General features: G+C 62.5%; 17 protein-coding genes. 9 read left to right on the forward strand and 8 right to left on the reverse strand.

Annotation, left to right across the window (positions count from 1 at the left end):
• Positions 1-5 precede the first annotated feature (5 nt).
• Positions 6-1,649 carry a glucose-6-phosphate isomerase gene (gene pgi / locus NKJ91_RS07670; protein ID WP_352455055.1) on the forward strand — a complete coding sequence of 548 codons (1,644 nt, stop codon included), beginning with the start codon at positions 6-8 and terminating at the stop codon, positions 1,647-1,649.
• Positions 1,650-1,654: 5 nt separating this feature from the next.
• Positions 1,655-2,377: an HAD family hydrolase gene (locus NKJ91_RS07675; protein WP_352455056.1), complete on the forward strand. Its 723-nt coding sequence runs from the start codon at positions 1,655-1,657 to the stop codon at positions 2,375-2,377.
• On the opposite strand, the gene NKJ91_RS07680 is transcribed toward NKJ91_RS07675, so the two are convergent.
• Both NKJ91_RS07680 and NKJ91_RS07685 read right to left on the reverse strand, forming a co-directional pair.
• Positions 2,361-3,017 carry a class I SAM-dependent methyltransferase gene (locus NKJ91_RS07680; RefSeq protein WP_352455153.1) on the reverse strand — a complete coding sequence of 219 codons (657 nt, stop codon included), beginning with the start codon at positions 3,015-3,017 and terminating at the stop codon, positions 2,361-2,363. The two genes, NKJ91_RS07675 and NKJ91_RS07680, sit on opposite strands and share 17 nt — an antisense overlap.
• Before the next feature lie 85 nt (positions 3,018-3,102).
• Complete coding sequence (locus NKJ91_RS07685) at positions 3,103-4,848, reverse strand: long-chain-fatty-acid--CoA ligase (RefSeq protein ID WP_352455057.1); 1,746 nt, start codon at positions 4,846-4,848, stop codon at positions 3,103-3,105.
• Between the two features lie 46 nt (positions 4,849-4,894).
• Here NKJ91_RS07685 and NKJ91_RS07690 point away from each other — a divergent pair, with 46 nt between their 5' ends.
• The 6 genes from NKJ91_RS07690 (at position 4,895) to NKJ91_RS07715 (ending at position 10,827) form a co-directional block, all read left to right on the forward strand.
• On the forward strand, positions 4,895-5,377 hold the full coding sequence (locus NKJ91_RS07690; protein ID WP_352455058.1) for a hypothetical protein: 483 nt from the start codon (positions 4,895-4,897) through the stop codon (positions 5,375-5,377).
• 165 nt (positions 5,378-5,542) lie between these two features.
• The gene (locus NKJ91_RS07695) at positions 5,543-7,135 is read left to right on the forward strand and encodes an ABC transporter substrate-binding protein (protein WP_023676821.1); all 1,593 of its coding nucleotides are present in this window, start codon (positions 5,543-5,545) and stop codon (positions 7,133-7,135) included.
• Positions 7,136-7,193: 58 nt separating this feature from the next.
• Positions 7,194-8,201 carry an ABC transporter permease subunit gene (locus tag NKJ91_RS07700; protein ID WP_023676822.1) on the forward strand — a complete coding sequence of 336 codons (1,008 nt, stop codon included), beginning with the start codon at positions 7,194-7,196 and terminating at the stop codon, positions 8,199-8,201.
• A 1-nt stretch (position 8,202) separates the two neighbouring features.
• The gene (locus NKJ91_RS07705) at positions 8,203-9,120 is read left to right on the forward strand and encodes an ABC transporter permease subunit (protein ID WP_023676823.1); all 918 of its coding nucleotides are present in this window, start codon (positions 8,203-8,205) and stop codon (positions 9,118-9,120) included.
• A gap of 4 nt (positions 9,121-9,124) precedes the next feature.
• Positions 9,125-10,000, forward strand: coding sequence for an ABC transporter ATP-binding protein (locus NKJ91_RS07710; RefSeq protein WP_023676824.1), 876 nt, complete (start codon positions 9,125-9,127; stop codon positions 9,998-10,000).
• Positions 9,997-10,827, forward strand: coding sequence for a dipeptide ABC transporter ATP-binding protein (locus tag NKJ91_RS07715; RefSeq protein ID WP_023676825.1), 831 nt, complete (start codon positions 9,997-9,999; stop codon positions 10,825-10,827). Before NKJ91_RS07710 ends, NKJ91_RS07715 begins: the two co-directional genes overlap by 4 nt.
• Before the next feature lie 22 nt (positions 10,828-10,849).
• On the opposite strand, the gene NKJ91_RS07720 is transcribed toward NKJ91_RS07715, so the two are convergent.
• Positions 10,850-11,770, reverse strand: a complete 921-nt coding sequence (locus NKJ91_RS07720; RefSeq protein WP_352455059.1) for a LysR family transcriptional regulator — start codon at positions 11,768-11,770, stop codon at positions 10,850-10,852.
• Positions 11,771-11,863: 93 nt separating this feature from the next.
• On the opposite strand from NKJ91_RS07720, the gene NKJ91_RS07725 reads away from it, so the two are divergent.
• The gene (locus NKJ91_RS07725; protein WP_352455060.1) at positions 11,864-12,736 is read left to right on the forward strand and encodes an NAD(P)H-dependent oxidoreductase; all 873 of its coding nucleotides are present in this window, start codon (positions 11,864-11,866) and stop codon (positions 12,734-12,736) included.
• Here NKJ91_RS07725 and NKJ91_RS07730 read toward each other — a convergent pair.
• The 5 genes from NKJ91_RS07730 to NKJ91_RS07750 form a co-directional block, all read right to left on the reverse strand.
• Positions 12,667-13,959, reverse strand: a complete 1,293-nt coding sequence (locus NKJ91_RS07730) for a cysteine desulfurase-like protein (protein WP_352455061.1) — start codon at positions 13,957-13,959, stop codon at positions 12,667-12,669. The two genes, NKJ91_RS07725 and NKJ91_RS07730, sit on opposite strands and share 70 nt — an antisense overlap.
• A gap of 30 nt (positions 13,960-13,989) precedes the next feature.
• Positions 13,990-14,664 (reverse strand): amino acid ABC transporter permease, encoded by a 675-nt coding sequence (locus NKJ91_RS07735; RefSeq protein ID WP_292656040.1) that lies wholly within the window; start codon positions 14,662-14,664, stop codon positions 13,990-13,992.
• Positions 14,665-14,773: 109 nt separating this feature from the next.
• Complete coding sequence (locus tag NKJ91_RS07740) at positions 14,774-15,565, reverse strand: ABC transporter substrate-binding protein (RefSeq protein WP_352455062.1); 792 nt, start codon at positions 15,563-15,565, stop codon at positions 14,774-14,776.
• A 178-nt stretch (positions 15,566-15,743) separates the two neighbouring features.
• A complete protein-coding gene (locus NKJ91_RS07745; RefSeq protein WP_023676831.1) occupies positions 15,744-16,139 on the reverse strand; it encodes a RidA family protein in 396 nt (131 codons plus the stop codon).
• Positions 16,140-16,211: 72 nt separating this feature from the next.
• The gene (locus tag NKJ91_RS07750) at positions 16,212-17,360 is read right to left on the reverse strand and encodes an acyl-CoA dehydrogenase family protein (protein WP_352455064.1); all 1,149 of its coding nucleotides are present in this window, start codon (positions 17,358-17,360) and stop codon (positions 16,212-16,214) included.
• Between the last annotated feature and the right edge of the window lie 221 nt (positions 17,361-17,581).

Consider the following 17,581-nt stretch of genomic DNA (forward strand, 5'->3'; position numbering starts at 1 on the left):
AAGCAGTGGATCAATCGTCCTTTCAAAAGCAGCTCGACGCATTGCGCGATCATCGTGCGGCCAAATCGGGCTCGATGCGCGAGGCTTTCGCTGCCGATCCGCAGCGCTTCGAGAAATTCTCCGCCAGTGACGGCGACCTGCTGCTCGACTGGTCGAAATGCGCAGTTGATGCGCGGACGATGGAGTTGCTGGAGAAGCTGGCTGAGGCCGCTGACCTCGAAGGCCGGCGCGACGCGATGTTTGCCGGCAAGAAGATCAACGTCACTGAAGGCCGTGCCGTGCTGCACACGGCGCTGCGCAACCTGACCGGCAAGGGCATCGTGCTCGACGGCCAGGACGTGAAGGCGGAAGTCCTTGCCGTACTCGACGCGATGGGTGCCTTCGCCGACGCGGTGCGTTCCGGCAAGGCGGCCGGCGCGACCGGCAAGAAAATCACCGACATCGTCAACATCGGCATCGGCGGCTCCGATCTCGGCCCGGCCATGGCGACGCTGGCGCTGGCGCCCTATCATGACGGGCCGCGCGCGCATTACGTATCCAATATCGACGGTGCCCATATCCACGACACGCTGAAGGGTCTTTCCGCCGAAACCACCCTGTTCATCATCGCCTCCAAGACCTTCACTACGGTCGAGACGATGACCAATGCCGAAACCGCGCGCAGATGGGTCGAGAAGGCGCTCGGCAAGGAAGCGGTAGGCAAGCATTTCGCCGCCGTCTCGACGGCGCTCGACCTGGTCGCCAAATTCGGCATCGCGCCCGATCGCGTCTTCGGCTTCTGGGACTGGGTCGGCGGCCGCTATTCCGTCTGGGGTGCGATCGGTCTGCCGGTGATGATCGCCATCGGCCCGAAGGATTTTCGCGCCTTTCTCGACGGCGCCCATGAGATGGACGAGCATTTCCGCACCGCGCCGCTGGCGAAGAACCTGCCGGCGCTGATGGGGCTGATTGGCTGGTGGCACCGCGTGATCTGCAAATACCCCGCTCGCGCCGTCATCCCCTACGATCAGCGTCTGTCCAGGCTGCCGGCCTATCTGCAGCAGCTCGACATGGAATCGAACGGCAAGAGCGTCACCCTGGATGGCGGCGCTGTAACGACGCCGACCGGCCCGCTGGTCTGGGGCGAGCCCGGCACCAATGGCCAGCATGCCTTCTTCCAACTTCTGCATCAGGGCACCGATTTCGTTCCGGTCGAATTCCTTGCCGCTGCCGTCGGCCACGAGCCGGAACTGAAGCATCACCACGACCTTCTGCTTGCCAATTGCCTGGCGCAGTCGGAAGCCTTCATGAAGGGCCGCACGCTTGAGGAAGCCCGAGCGCAGATGCTGGCGAAAGGCATGAAGCCGGCCGATGTCGACAGGATTGCTCCGCACCGTGTCTTCTCCGGCGACCGCCCCTCAGTGACGATCCTCTACAGGAAACTCGACCCCCACACGTTCGGACGGCTGATTGCGTTTTACGAACACCGCGTCTTCGTCGAAGGCACGCTGTTCAACATCAACTCCTTCGACCAGTGGGGCGTCGAACTCGGCAAGGAACTGGCGACCGGGCTGCTGCCCGTCGTTGAAGGCAAGGAGAACGCCGCAAAGCGGGATGCCTCGACTGCCGGACTGGTGGAATACATTCACCGCTTGCGCGGCCTGGAGTGAAAAGCTTGGCGGACATCAAGGGAATATTGTTCGACAAGGACGGCACGCTCGTGGATTTCAACGCGACATGGCTGGGCATCGCCGACTTCATGGCGATGGATGCGGCCGAAGGCGATCGCTGGAGGGCAGACAGGCTGCTTGCGGCGGCAGGCTTCGACTTCGCCAACAAGCGCTTCAAGCCGGATTCAATTTTTGCCTCCGGCACCAACATGGACGTCGTCGAGCTGTGGTTTCCGCGGCTGTCCGACGAGGACCAGATGCTTGCCGTCGCCCGTTTCAATGCCATCACTTCGGCGCAAGGATCGGCGATGGCCGTGGCGCTGCCGGGTGTGGTCGAGACGCTTGGGCTGCTTCACAGAAAATCCTACCGGCTTGGCGTCGCCACCAACGACTCGACCAGCGGCGCGGAAAAAACCTTGGTCACGCTGGGCGTCGCGCAGCTTTTCGAAGCCGCCTATGGTTACGACGCGGTGGCCAATCCAAAACCGGCGCCGGATACGATCCTTGCCTTTTCGGATCTGACAGGGCTCAGGCCGGCGACGATCGCAATGGTCGGCGACAATCGTCACGATCTGGAGATGGCGCGCGCCGGTGGCTGCGGCCTGGCGATTGGCGTGCTGTCCGGCACCGGCACACGTGAATCGCTGTCCCAGATCGCCGACGTCATCCTGGATTCGGTGGCCGATCTGCCCGATTTTCTTGCGGCGCGGGTCAGCGAGACAGTCTAGACTCGCAGCTAGCTGGTCCGAACGAGAACACGCCGCTCGGTTTCATCGCCGCATTCCTGCCTTCGCCGACATCCGGCACCTCGTATTCGGCCAGCAGGCGAAGCCGCGAGCGGGGCAGATAGGCGCGGCCCGGATCGCCGATCAGCACGGCGATGCCGGCTGCAAGGCAGCGGTCGAGGAAAGAAAGGGCCCGGCCGGCAAGATCATGGGCGTAAAACAGGTCGCCGACCACCACGACATCCACCGGCGGCGGCGGACCGCTGGTGATGTCTTCGCCAATGATCATGATAGCGACGCCGTTCGCAGTCGCGTTGAGGCCGAGCGCAACCACACCATTGCGATCGATCTCGGCCGCGACGACCGCGCTTGCCCCGGCTTTTGCCGCTGCAATGCCGACGAGACCCGAACCGGCGCCGAGGTCGAGCACGCGACGGCCGGCCACGGTCTCCGGCCGGTCGAATATGTAGCGGGCGAGCACCGCGCCGCCGGCCCAGACATAGGCCCAGTACGGTGGCTCCGGTTCAGGTCCGTCTTCTTCGGTCGCATGTTGGTTCCATTCGAGAAGCCGCCTGAGCCCGCTTCCCGGATGGGCGGTGTAAAGCCGAATTTCGGGAAGCGCGGGCACGGGGGCGATCCGCATGTTCGCCCGGATGAACTCTGCCGGGTCCGGGCGCGAACCTATACTCACGGCGTTGGCGCCGGCGATGCAATCGCTCAAGCTGCGCCTAGCCCCGCAACGCCCGTCGCAGGATCTTGCCGACCGGTGTCTTCGGCAGCTCGGTGCGGAACTCAATATACCTGGGACGCTTGTAGCCGGTCAGGTTCTCGCGGCAATAAGCCGTCAGCATGTCGGCGGTCAGTGCCGGGTCCTTCTTGACGACGAACAGCTTCGGCACTTCACCCGAATGCTCGTCCGGCACGCCGATCGCCGCCACTTCGAGTACGCCTGGATGCTGCGCCACCACTTCCTCGAGTTCGTTCGGATAGACGTTGAAGCCGGAAACCAGGATCATGTCCTTCTTGCGGTCGACGATCTTGGTGTAGCCAAGCTCGTCCATGAAGCCCATGTCGCCCGATTTGAAGAAGCCGTCCTCGGTCATCACCTTGGCGGTCTCGTCCGGCCGGTTCCAGTAGCCGGCCATCACCTGCGGTCCGCGGATGCAGATTTCGCCGACTTCGCCGAGCGGCAAATTGTTGCCGTCGTCGTCGCGGATGGCGATCTCGGTCGAGGGCAGCGGCAGGCCGATCGTGCCGGTGTAAACGCCGTCGCTGAATTTGTTGATGGTTGTCCCCGGCGAGGTCTCGGTGAGCCCGTAGGCCTCGCTGATCGGGCAGCCGGTCAGCGCCTTCCAGCGTTCGGCGATGGCCCTCTGCACTGGCATGCCGCCACCCAGCGTCAGGATCAGCGGCTTGAAATCGAGCTTGCGAAAATCCTCATTATTAAGCAGCGCATTGAACAGCGTGTTGAGGCCCGGAAAGATGTGGATCGGGTATTTCTGCAGCTCCTTGACGAAGCCGGGAATGTCGCGCGGATTGGTGATGAGGACATTCTGCGCGCCTTGCTGCATGCCTACCAGCACGTTCGCCGTCAGCGCAAAAATGTGATAGAGCGGCAACGCGCAGAGGAAGTTCAGATGCGCCGGCTTCGGCTTGACGGTAAAAGCGTCTTCGGCCCACAGCGCGTTCTGCGCGACGTTCGCCAAAATGTTGCTGTGCAAAAGCATCGCGCCCTTGGAGATGCCGGTCGTGCCGCCCGTGTATTGCAGGAAGGCGATGTCGTCGGCCGCGACCTTTGCGGGCCTGAAGGCAATGCCGGTGCCGGCCTTCAGCGCGGCGTTGAACTTGACATGGCCGGGCAGCGACCATGCCGGCACCATCTTCTTGACGCGGCGTACAACGAAGTTGACGATCGTTCCCTTGAGCCCGCCGAGCATGTCGCCCATCGAGGCGACCACGACATGCTTGACCGCGGTCCTGGCGATCACCGCCTGCAGGGTGCAGGCAAAATTTTCGAGGATGACAATGGCTTGAGCGCCGGAATCCTTGAGCTGGTGCTCCAGCTCGCGCGGCGTGTAGAGCGGATTGATGTTGACCACGACATAGCCGGCGCGAAGCACTGCCATAATCGCCACCGGATATTGCAGCACATTCGGCATCATCAGGGCGACGCGCGCGCCCTTCTGCAGCCCCGTTGATTGCAGATAGGCGCCGAAGGCGGCCGACTGTCGCTCGAGGTCGGCATAGGTGATCGATTTGCCCATGCAGACGAAGGCCGGCCGATTCGCAAACTGCTTGCACACGGCGACGAGAAAGTCGCCGATCGAGCTGGAGGGCAGGTCGCCAATCTCGGCCGGCACGATCTTTGGGTAACTCTGGAGCCACGGTTTTTCAGGCAGGCCAGCGGCCAGTGCGGTGATCGCCCTCGGTAATCTCTTGGCCGGACCTGCCGGCGGTCGTGGCGCTGTCGGCACTGCCTTCGCCGCCCGCTTGGCGGCAGATTTTGCAGCAGGCGCAGTCTTGCCGGTTGCCGCTTTAGCAGCCGTTCCAGCCGTGGTCTTCGCCGCCGGCTTCGCGCTTGCCTTCGCGGTAGCCGTCGGCTTGGCGGCGGCCGCTTTTGACTTGACCGCTTTCGATGTTGCCTCGGCCTTTGCTTTCGCCGCGTTGGTTGTCTTTGCCGGTTTTGCCACCTGTCGCTCCCTCAATCGTTCTTATTGTTTCGGCATGCTTGCGCGCCACCACCGCCCTGATCAACAAAGATATCCCACCGCTTGCCGCAATATCCGGAACCTGGGAAAATCCGGCACGCTGCCCATCTATCTATGTATTGCCACAAGCGGCGGCCGTGCAAGCCTCGCCACCTGGAGTGCGGTAAGACTTGCCGTCAAACCTCTTGGCCGCGACCGGTTTTCGGACGCGCATCTCTTGAACCGAACGGCTCGATTCCCCCAATCGGCGGCATTACCGATCAACAAAAAATTGAAGTCGCTAATAATGTCGTGATCTGCGGATTCGGCTCGTTTTTTCCACAATTTGCCGCGTGCCGAAAATTTTTTCTGCTTCCCGTGGGTTAGGCAAACAAGCAGTTCCAAAGCTAGAAAAACGGTGCTTATATGCGGCCTTCGCGAGCCTGACAGAGGGGCTTGGAAGAACATCAGGGAGTGCTCAATGAAAAAGAAACTGACTTTTGCAGCCGCGTTGCTGGCTGCAAGCGTCCTCGGCGGCGTGGCCAATGCAAAACAACTGGTCTATTGCTCGGAGGCTTCGCCGGCCGGCTTCGACCCGTCGCCATGGAGCGGCGGCAACGACTTCGATGCCTCGTCGCGCACCATCTATTCGCGCCTGGTCGAGTTCGAGCATGGCAAGACCACCATCTCGCCCGGCCTGGCCGAGAGCTGGACGGTTTCCGACGACGGTCTCGAATACACCTTCAAGCTTCGCCCGGGTGTGAAATTCCAGACGACCGATTATTTCACGCCGACGCGCGACCTCAACGCCGACGACGTGATCTTTTCCTTCGAACGCCAGTGGAAGAAAGAAAGCCCGTGGTACAGCTATCTGGAAGGCACCGGCTGGGAATATTTCACCGGCATGGGCTTCCCCGATCTCCTGAAGGAAATCGTCAAGGTCGACGACCTGACGGTGAAATTCGTGCTGAACAAGCCTGAAGTCGCGTTCCTGCCGGACCTCGGCATGGATTTCGCCTCGATCGTTTCCAAGGAATATGCCGACCAGCTCGACAAGGCCGGCACCAGGCAGCAGTTCACCCAGAAGCCGGTCGGCACTGGTCCGTTCCAGTTCGTCGACTATCAGGTCGATGCGGTCGTGCGCTATGCAGCATGGGACGGCTACTATGGCGGCCGCCAGAAGATCGATGATCTGATCTTCGCCATCACGCCCGACCCCGCCGTGCGCGCGCAGAAGCTGAAGGCGGGCGAATGCGATATCATGTCATACCCGGCGCCGGCCGACATTGCCGGACTGCAGGCCGACGCGAACCTCAAGGTCGACGAGCAGGAAGGCCTGAACATCGGCTACATGGCTTACAACACGACGCAGCCGCCCTTCGACAAGGTCGAGGTCCGCAAGGCCCTCAACATGGCGGTAAACAAGAAGGCGATCATCGACGCGGTCTATCAGGGCGCCGGTGCGCCGGCCATCAACCCGATCCCGCCGACCATGTGGTCCTATAACAAGGACATCAAGGACGATCCCTATGATCCGGAGGCGGCCAAGAAGATGTTGGCCGATGCAGGCGTCAAGGATCTGTCGATGAAGATCTGGGCTATGCCGGTCAGCCGCCCCTACAACCCGAACGCCCAGCGCGTCGCCGAGTTGATCCAGGCCGACTATGCCGCCGTCGGGGTCAAGGCGGAGATCGTCAGTTACGAATGGACCGAGTATCGCCAGCGCGGCAAGGCTAAGGATCGCGATGGCGCCTTCCAACTGGGCTGGACCGGTGACAATGGCGATCCGGACAACTTCTTTTTCCTGCTCGGTTGCGATGCCATCGGCCAGTCCAATTATGCGATCTGGTGCAACCAGGAATTCGAAGCCCTGCTGAAAAAAGGCAAGGCGACGACGGACGTCGCCGAGCGCACCAAGATCTACGAGGAAGCTCAGGTGGTGTTCAAGCGTGAGGCTCCGTGGCTGACCATCGCCCACTCCAAGGTCTTCATGCCGATGAACAAGAAGGTGTCGGGCTTCGTTATGGACCCGCTCGGCATTCATCGGTTTGACGGCGTCGACGTCACCGAATAAGTCCTGAGAAATTGAACGGCGGCGCTGGACTTCCCGCGCCGCCGTTCTATGAAGCAAGATGCTCCGTTATCTCCTCCACAAGCTCGCTTTGATCATCCCGACCGTGTTCGGCATATCGCTGGCGGCGTTTGCTTTCGTCCGGCTTCTGCCCGGCGATCCTATCCTGGCCCTGGCGGGCGAGCGCGGCGTCAGCCCCGAGCGCTACGCCCAGCTCATCGAGCAGTTTGGCTACAACCGGCCCTATGTCATCCAATACCTGGAATATATCGGCAGGGTCCTGACCGGCGATTTCGGCATATCTATTGCCACCAAGCGGCCAGTGCTCGGCGAATTCCAGGCGCTGTTTCCAGCCACGCTGGAACTGGCGACAGTGGCGTTGATCATCGCCGTCCTGCTCGGCATTCCTGCCGGTATCTTCGCCGCGGTCAAGCGCGGCTCGTGGTTCGACCAGGCGACGATGGGTGTCGCGCTGACCGGCTATTCGATGCCGATCTTCTGGTGGGGGTTGCTGCTCATTATCTTCTTCTCCGGCTATCTCGGCTGGACGCCGGTTTCCGGCCGCATCGGCCTGCAGTATTTCTTCAGGCCGACGACCGGGTTCATGCTCATCGACAGCCTGATCTCCGGCAGGAGCGGCGCTTTCAAATCTGCCGTCAGCCATTTGATCCTGCCGTCGATCGTGCTGGCGACGATCCCGCTTGCCGTCATAGCGCGCCAGACGCGCTCGGCGATGCTCGAGGTGCTGGGCGAGGACTATGTCCGCACCGCGCGCGCCAAGGGCCTGGCGCCGCGCCGCGTCATCGGTCTGCACGCTTTTCGCAACGCGCTGATCCCGGTGGTCACCACCATTGGACTGCAGGTCGGCACCTTGATGGCGGGCGCCATTCTGACCGAGACCATTTTTTCCTGGCCGGGCATCGGCAAATGGATGATCGATGCCATCGGCAAGCGCGACTATGTCGTCGTCCAGAGCGGATTGCTGATCATCGCGCTGATCGTCATGGCGGTGAACCTGATCGTCGACGTGCTCTACGCCGTCATCAATCCGCGCATCCGGGTGCAGTGAGATGACCGACGAATCCGCCGCCGAAGCTACCGCCGCCTCCATCCCGACAGGCGGCAGGCAACGGGCTTTCGCCGAGTTCTGGCACTACTTCTCGATGAACACCGGCGCGGTCATCGGCCTTGTCGTGTTTTCGGCGCTGGTGCTGGTGGCGATCTTTGCGCCGTTCGTCGCCCCACATTCGCCCGACGAGCAGTTTCGCGATGCGCTGCTGGCACCCCCCGCCTGGCAGGAAGGCGGCAAATCGATGTTCCTGCTCGGCACCGACGCGGTCGGCCGCGACATGCTTTCACGGTTGATCTTCGGCGCGCGTTTCTCGCTGTTCATCGGTCTGGTGGTCGTTGTCTTCTCGCTCACCAGCGGCATCGTGCTTGGCGTGCTCGCCGGCTATTTCCGCGGCTGGGTCGACACGCTTATCATGCGCATCATGGATATCATCCTGGCCTTCCCGTCGCTGCTTCTGGCGCTGGTGCTGGTGGCGATCCTTGGCCCCGGCCTTTTCAATGCCATGCTGGCGATCGCGCTGGTGCTGCAGCCGCATTTTGCGCGCCTCACCCGCGCCGCCGTGATGGCCGAAAAGAACCGCGAATATGTCATCTCCGCCAAGGTGGCTGGTGCCGGTCATCTTCGCTTGATGGTGAGGACGATCCTGCCGAACTGCCTGGCACCGCTGATCGTGCAGGCGACGTTGTCCTTCTCCAACGCTATTCTCGAGGCTGCGGCGCTCGGCTTCCTCGGTGTCGGTGCGCAGCCGCCGACGCCGGAATGGGGCACGATGCTCGCCTCGGCGCGCGAGTTCATCCTGCGCGCGCCTTGGGTGGTGACCTTCCCCGGCCTTGCTATTCTGATCACTGTGCTTGCCATCAATCTGATCGGCGATGGCTTGCGCGATGCTTTCGATCCCAAGCTGAAGAGGTCATAATCCAATGCCTCTTCTCGAGATCAAGAACCTGACCGTTTCCTTCGACACCGCCGCTGGACCATTCATGGCGGTACAAGGCATCGACCTGTCGGTCGAACCGCGCGAGGTGCTGGCGATCGTCGGCGAATCCGGTTCGGGCAAGTCGGTGGCGATGCTGGCGGTGATGGGGCTTTTGCCCAACACCGCGACGGTGAGGGCCGACCGCATGGCCTTCGACGGCATCGACCTGCTCAAGCTCGGCCCATCCGAGCGGCGCAAGATCGTCGGCAAGGATATTTCGATGATCTTCCAGGAGCCGGTCGCCAGCCTCAACCCGTGCTTCACCGTCGGCTTCCAGATCGAGGAGGTGCTGCGCTTCCATATGGGCATGGACCGCGCCCAGCGCCGGGCGCGTGCCATCGAATTGATGAAGTTGGTCGGCATCGCCGACCCCGAGGAACGGCTGGGCTCCTTCCCGCACCAGATGTCGGGTGGTCAGTGTCAGCGCGTCATGATCGCCATCGCCATCGCCTGCAATCCCAAGCTTTTGATCGCCGACGAGCCAACCACGGCGCTCGACGTCACCATCCAGAAGCAGATCCTCGATCTGCTGGTCGGCCTGCAGGCCAAATATGGCATGGGCCTGATCATGATCACCCACAATATGGGGGTGGTTGCCGAGACCGCCGACCGTGTCATCGTCCAGTACAAGGGCCGCAAGATGGAAGAGGCCGACGTGCTGTCGCTGTTCGAGTCCCCCAAGAGCAACTACACGCGCGCGCTCCTGTCGGCACTGCCCGAAAACGCCGTCGGCGACCGGTTGCCTACTGTTTCCGACATGCTGTTTGAGCCGGCCCCATCTGTAGTCGCAGCCCGGTCCGCAGGAGGAACCGCCTCATGAGCGTGACGGTAGTCGAAGGCAAGAACATCGTGCGCGACTATCATGTCGGTGGCGGGCTTTTCCGCCCCTCCCGTACGGTTCATGCGGTCAAGGGTGTTTCGTTCAGCGTCGACAAGGGCAAGACGCTGGCCATCGTCGGCGAGAGCGGCTGCGGCAAGTCAACACTCGCCCGCATCATCACCCTGATCGACCCGGCGACCTCCGGCGAGCTTTTCATCGACGGCAAGAAGGTAGACATCGGCAGGAACGGCCTGTCGAAGGAAATGCGCCGCAAGGTCCAGATCGTCTTCCAGAACCCTTATGGTTCGCTCAATCCACGCCAGAAGATCGGCGACGTGCTTGGCGAGCCGCTGCTCATCAATACCGACAGCACGGCCGACGAGCGGCGCGATCTTGCCATGAAGATGCTAAAGAAGGTCGGTCTCGGCCCCGAGCACTTTAATCGCTACCCGCATATGTTTTCGGGCGGCCAGCGCCAGCGGATCGCCATCGCCCGCGCGCTGATGCTCAACCCCAGCCTTCTGGTGCTGGACGAGCCGGTCTCGGCACTTGATCTTTCGGTGCAGGCGCAGGTGCTGAACCTGCTCGCCGACCTGCAGGACGAGTTTCAGCTAACCTATGTTTTCATCAGCCACGACCTGTCGGTGGTGCGCTACATCGCCGACGACGTGATGGTAATGTACTTCGGCGAAGCGGTCGAATACGGCTCGCGCGACGAGGTCTTCGCCGACCCCAAGCACAGCTACACCAGGACGCTGTTCGCGGCGACGCCGCGTGCCGACGTTGCCAGCATCAAGGCACGGTTGGCCAAGAAGAAGGCCGCCTGATCCGGCGAGGTTTGCCGGCCGGCTACCGCTTCTCGATCCCCGGAATGCCGGAGATCTGCTCGGCGAGAAAGTCGACCAGCAGCCGCACCCGGGCAATGCCCGCACGCTCCGGAACGATCAGCATGCTCAGCGGGACGGGAGGCGGAAAATAGCCCGGCAGGACCACTTCCAGCCGGTCGGCCGCCAGAAGATCGTCGACAAGCCAGTGGTGGGCGGGTGCGATGCCGCGTCCGGCGACAAGGGCTTCGCGCGCAGCAAGCCCATGGTCGACCAGAAATCTGCCGCCAAAGGGCACCGCAAAGGTCTCGCCGCCCGGCCCCTGCAAGGTGAGCGTGTCGCTTCCCGCGATGTTCGACATCCGGATGCCTTCATGGCCAGGCAGATCCTGCGGGACAGCCGGTCTGCCCCGCGCCGCCAGATAGGCCGGCGCCGCCACCAGCAGACGCCGGGATTGCCCGAGCGCCCGCAGTTTCATTGAGCTGTCGGTGAGCGGGCCGAGGCGAAGCGCGATGTCGACGCCCTCCCGCACAAGGTTGATGCGCTCGTCGGTAAGGCTGAGATCGATGCCGATGTAGGGATAGCGGTCCTGAAAGGCGAAGATCAGCCGGCTGACATGTAAGACCCCGAGCGCCGCCGTGCAGGATATCCGGATCGTGCCGGCCGACGCGCCGCGCGTGCCCCGCGCCTCATCGCCGGCCTGCTCGACGAGGCGCAGGATCTGGACGCTGTCGGCATAGTAACGGCTGCCTTCATCGGTCATCGTGACGCGCCGGGTGGTCCTGCTGAGCAAGGGCACTCCGACGGCCTCCTCGAGTTCTCGCAAATGCCGTGTGACCGTCGACTGCCCAACTCCGAGCTCGCGCGCCACCGCCGAGAGGCTGCCGCGCTCGGCGACGCGAACGAAGGTGCGCATGCGCTCAAGGGTGACGTCCGATCTATCCATTATTCGGCATTATCTTATACATTTCCTACATATAGTGGATCAGCCCACGGCTGGCTACCTTTGGTGTCTATCGTCCTTCTTCGGAGTAGACCCATGAAAGTCCTGCTTGTTTTTGCTCATCCTGAACCGCGTTCGCTCAACGGCGCGCTGCGTGACGTCGCCATCAGGGAACTCGAGGCCCAGGGCCACGAGGTGCGGGTGTCTGACCTCTACGCCGATGGGTGGAAAGCCGAGGTGGACCGTGCCGACTTTCCGTCGTGGCCGCCCGAAGCACGCTTCCTGCCGGCCGGCGCCTCCAAAAAGGCTTTTGCGACCAACACTCTGACCGATGACGTCAAAGCCGAGATCGACAAGCTGCTATGGGCCGACACCCTGATCCTCCAGTTCCCGCTGTGGTGGTACGCCATGCCGGCGATCCTCAAGGGCTGGGTCGATCGCGTGTACGCCTACGGCTTCGCCTATGGCGTTGGCGAGCACAGCGACAAGCGGTGGGGTGACCGCTTTGGTGAGGGAACGCTCGCCGGCAAGCGCGCAATGCTGATCGTGACCACCGGCGGCTGGGAGGAGCATTATTCCGCCCGCGGCGTCAACGGCCCGATCGACGACCTGCTGTTCCCGATCAATCACGGGATTCTATACTATCCGGGCTACGACGTGCTTCCGCCGTTCGTGGTTTACAGGGTGGACCGTTTCGGGGAGGCGGATTTCGAGCCTGTTGCGGAGCGACTGCGCGAAAGGATGCGAACGCTCGAGACAATGCGGCCCATTCGTTATCGGCAGCAGAATGGCGGCGATTACTTGATCCCAAGCATGCAATTGCGCCCCGGCTTGGAGAACCCGGGTGCGACCGCCTTTGCGCTTCACGAGGATCGCGCCGGCGCCGCCGCCCAGTCCGATCAGGACAGCCGGGCGATGATGGTGCGCAGCGCCTCGCCGAAGCGCCGGACTTCCTCGATCGTATTGTAATGCACCAGCGAGGCGCGCACGGCGCCGCTGTCCATGCTGAGGTTGAGCCGCTTCATCAGACGCGGCGCATACATGTGGCCGTCGCGAATGCCGATCTGCATCTCGGCCATTTCCTCGACGATCCTCTGCGGCGACAGCGTGCCGACATTGAAGCAGAAGGTCGGCACGCGCTCGCTGAGGCGTGCCTCTTCGGCCACGCCGTAGATCGTCGCGCCGCAATCTTTGAGCACCGCCAGCATTTCGCGCGCCAGCACCTGTTCGTAGTCGCGGATGGCATTCATGCCGGCGACGATGTTGTCGCGGCGCGACCGGTTATTCTCTGACAAGAAATTGCGGCCGATCGATTCGAGGTAGCGCACCGCGGCATCCATGCCGGAGACGTTCTCGTAAATGAAGGTACCGGCCTCGATCTTGTAGGGCGGCTCGTCGGGGATGAAATCTTCGCGGAAGGTCGGCAGGCGCTTCAGAGTTTCGAAACGGCCCCACAGGAAGCCCATATGCGGCGAGAAATTCTTGTAGCCGGAGCAGACCAGATAATCGCAATCCCAGGCCTGCACATCGATCAGCCCGTGCGGCCCGTAATGCACGCAGTCGAGGAACACTTCGGCGCCTGCCGCATGCGCAATCCCAGCCACGGAGGCAACGTCGACAATTGAGCCGATCGAATGCGCCGTTACCGTGCAGGCGACGAGCCGGGTGCGCTCTGAGACCAGCGGGCGCAAATCGTCGACATGCAGATTGCCGTCCTCGCGCATCCGCCACCATTTGAACTTGGCGCCGGCGGGCGCCAGCGCCAGCCACGTCGCGATATTGGCGTCGTGATCCATGTCGGTGATGACGATCTCGTCACGCTCCCCGTTTGGGCGCTCGGAAAGCATCTGGCCGATGCCGAGGCTGACCAGGCGGATGAACGAAGTGGCGTTCATGCCGAAACAGATCTCCGCCGGGTTGGTGGCGTTGATCAGCAAGGCCACGCTTTCGCGAGCGCCGGCGACGGCCTGGTCGACGGTGACGCTGCGGCCATAGCGGCCGCCGCGCTGCACATTATGCGCGACCAAATGGTTGGTGACCGCATCGAGCACGCTTTGCGGGATCTGCGCGCCGGCGGCATTGTCCATGAAGACGAAGTCCCCGGCTTGCTGCAAGGCGGGAAACATGGCGCGGATCGTCTCGACCGGGAAAGCTGCGGCATCGCCGGTTTTCGAAATCTGATGCTGGTTCAAGGTCGTCTCCTGCGAAGTGCGCTGACAGATTCAGCGGGTCTTTTCGGTTTGAAAGCGGCGTTCAAGGAGGCTGACGAGACGGACCATCGGCCAGAGAAAGATGAGATAGACCAGCGCCGCGCCGATCAGCGGTGAAGGATTGGCATAGAGCGATTGCGCGTTGGTCGCTTCCTTCAGCAGTTCGGGCAGCGCCACGGTGGAAGCGAGCGAAGTATCCTTGAACATCGAAACGCAATTGCTGGTCATTGGCGGAATGACGACGCGGATCGCCTGCGGCAGCACTACCTTGCGCAAGGTCAGCAAGAACGGCAGGCCGAGCGCCTGCGCCGCCTCGAACTGGCCGCGCGGAATGCTCTCTATACCGGAGCGGAACACCTCGGCCGAATAGGCCGCCATGATGATGGCGAAGGCCATCACCGCGGACGTCCACGATGACAGGCGAATACCGAGGAACGGCAGCGCATAGTAGATCAGGATCAGCACGACCAGCACCGGCATCGCCCGGAAAATGTCAATGTAGCCGACAGCCAGCAGCCGAAGCGGCTTTGGCGCATAGAGCCGCACCAGGCTGATCGCGAGGCCGACGGGAATACCGATGCCGATGCTCATGATTCCGAGCAGCAGGGTGTTCAGGAAACCGCGCAGCAGCGCCGGCAGGCTGGAGACCATGACGTCGGCGTTGAAGAAGGTGTCCAGCAGCGACATCGCAGCATTTCCGAAACGTTTGGCGTCCCGCGACGCTCGAGCCCGAGCCCGAAATCCGAAATCGTGCCGGCATCGAAAGCCGGCACGACATTTAAGCGCGAACTGCCGCTCAGGCCTTCGGCATAGGCATTTCCTTGACGGTCGAGGAATCGGCAGGTGCGTCGCTGCCGAACCACTTCTTGTGGATCGCGGCCAGCGTGCCGTCCTTCTTCATCGCGGTCACCGCGTCGTTCAGCTTGCCGAGCAGCGGGTGGTCCTTGGTCATCATCAGACCGTACTGCTCGCCGGTCTTGATGCGCTCTTTTACGGCGAGATCCTTCATCCTGGTGAAAGAATATTCCAGGCCCGGAATATCGCTGACCGCCGCATCGACGCGGCCGGAGCTGAGATCGAGCAGCAAATTCTGCTGCGTGTCGTAGCCCTTGACGTCACTGAACCCGTCCGCTTCCTGGTGGGCCTTGACCCAGGCTTCGCCGGTCGAGCCGGACAGCACGCCGACGATCTTGCCCTTGAGGTCGGCCTCGGCGTTGATCGGGCTGTCGGCCTTCGCGGCGATGCCCATGTCGGAATCATAGTAGGGCTGCGTGAACGACTGAGACTTCAGCCGCTCCGGCGTGATGGTGATCGACGAGATGGCGACGTCGATGCGCTTCGAGGTGGTGGCGGCGAACAGCGCCTGGAAACCGAGATCGGCGATATCAGTGGTCATGCCGATACGCTTTGCCGCCTCATTGATGATGTCGACTTCGAAACCCTCGAACGTGCCGCTCTCGTTCTTGTATTCAAAAGGCGGATTGGTCGGATAGGCGCCGACATTCAGCGTGCCTTCGGCGTAGGCCGGGCCGCCGGCGATACCGATGGCAGCAGCAAGAAGCAGCAGGTTGCGACGGGTGAAGTTCATTTTCGTTCCCTCTGGTTGTGATCGGACGGGTTTGGCCCCGCACGGTTTTGATGCGCCAAGTGACGGGACTGCCGGAAAGCCCTCCCGGCACGGCAGTCGCAAGACATTGGATGCTATCCAAAGTACCGCGCTTTTCAAGGCGAAAGTTTTAAGCTTAAAAAATTGCCACGTGTTGCCGTCACTCCGGAATAACCGCCGTGGCCTGGATCTCAACCTTGGCGCGATCCTCGACCAGCGCCATCACCTGCATGGCGGCCATCGCCGGAAAATGCCGGCCGATCACCTCGCGATAGACCTCTCCGATCCCCTTGAGATTGGCCAAATATTCCGCCTTGTCGGTAAAGTACCAGGTCATCGAGGTGATATGTTCCGGCTTGGCGTCGGCCTCGGCGAGCACAGCAACAATATTGGCCAGCGTCTGCCGCACCTGGCCGACAAGATCATCGGTCTCGAAGCGGCCCTGTCCGTTCCAGCCGACCTGCCCGCCGACGAAGACAAGCTGCCCACGCGCGGCGACGCCATTGGCGTAGCCGACGGGTTTCGCCCAGCCTTCCGGCTGCAGGATGGTGTGCATGTCAAAACCTCCCAATGCTCAAAATCGGTCGCTCAAAACTCGAAGACAATAATTTTCACGCAAACTCCTGTCTCAGGCCGCTCCCATCACTTGCCGTGCAATCACCACCTTCTGCACGTCGGACGCTCCCTCGTAGATGCGCAGCGCCCGGATCTCGCGATACAGGCTTTCGACGATATGGCCCTTGCGGACGCCGTCGCCGCCATGCAGCTGCACAGCCTTGTCGATCACCTCCTGCGCTTTGTCGGTAGCGAACAGCTTGGCCATGGCGGCTTCGCGGGTAACCCGAGCCGCGCCCATGTCCTTGGTCCAGGCGGCACGATAGACCAGCAACGCGGCGGCATCGACATCCAGCGCCATGTCGGCGATGTGGCCCTGCACCATCTGCAGCTCGGCCATTGGCGCACCGAACAGCCTGCGCTCGGCCACTCTTGTGATGCTTTCGTCCAGCGCGCGCCGGGCAAAGCCGAGCGCCGCTGCGCCGACGGTCGAACGGAACACGTCGAGCACGGACATGGCGATGCGAAAACCGTCACCGGGTTTGCCGATCAGCGCCGAGGCTGGAATGCGTGCATTGTCGAAGGACAGCCGGGCGAGCGGGTGCGGCGCGATCACCTCCAGCCGCTCGGCAACGATCAGCCCCTCGGTTTCGGAAGGCACGACAAAGGCGGAAAGCCCCTTGGCGCCGGGCGCTTCGCCGGTGCGGGCAAAGACAGCATAAAAGTCAGCGATACCGCCGTTGGAGATCCAGGTCTTTTCGCCGGACAAGAGATAGCTGTCGCGGTCACGCGTGGCCGTCATTTCCATATTGGCGACGTCCGAGCCCGAGCGCGGCTCCGACAGCGCGAAAGCCGAAATCGCCTTGCCGGCCCGTGTCTTCGCCAGCCAGTGCTGCTGGTCGGGCGTGCCGAACAGGCTGAGTGCGCCGGTGCCGAGCCCTTGCATGGCGAAGGCGAAATCGGCCAGCCCGTCATGCCGGGCCAGCGTTTCGCGCGTGAGGCACAGGGTGCGCACGTCGAGCGGTCCCGGATTGTCCACATCGAACGCCGTCGGCTTTAGCCAGCCGTCCTTACCGAGCTTGGCCACCAGCTCGCGACAGGCGGCGTCGACATCGTCATGCGCGACCGGCAGGTTCTTGGCGCACCATGCCTCCAGCCGCTCCGCCAGATCGCGGTGGCGATCCTCGAAGAACGGCCAGGAGAGGAAGGAACGGTCAGGCATTGCTGCCTCCACAATTCTCCGGCCCTGGCGCTCCACGGCGCCCCCCTCTGTCCTGCTGGACATCTCCCCCTCTAGGGGGGAGATTGGCGGCTTCGCTGCCACGGCTCTCCCTGCGATGTTGGAGATTGGCGAAAGCGGGCCTGATATCCAATCTCCCCCCTTGAGGGGGAGATGGCCGGCAGGCCAGAGGGGGGTGCTGTCCCGCCAGCGTGGAAGCGATC

Source organism: Mesorhizobium sp. M0040 (genome assembly GCF_040323505.1).
Taxonomy (GTDB): Bacteria; Pseudomonadota; Alphaproteobacteria; order Rhizobiales; family Rhizobiaceae; genus Mesorhizobium.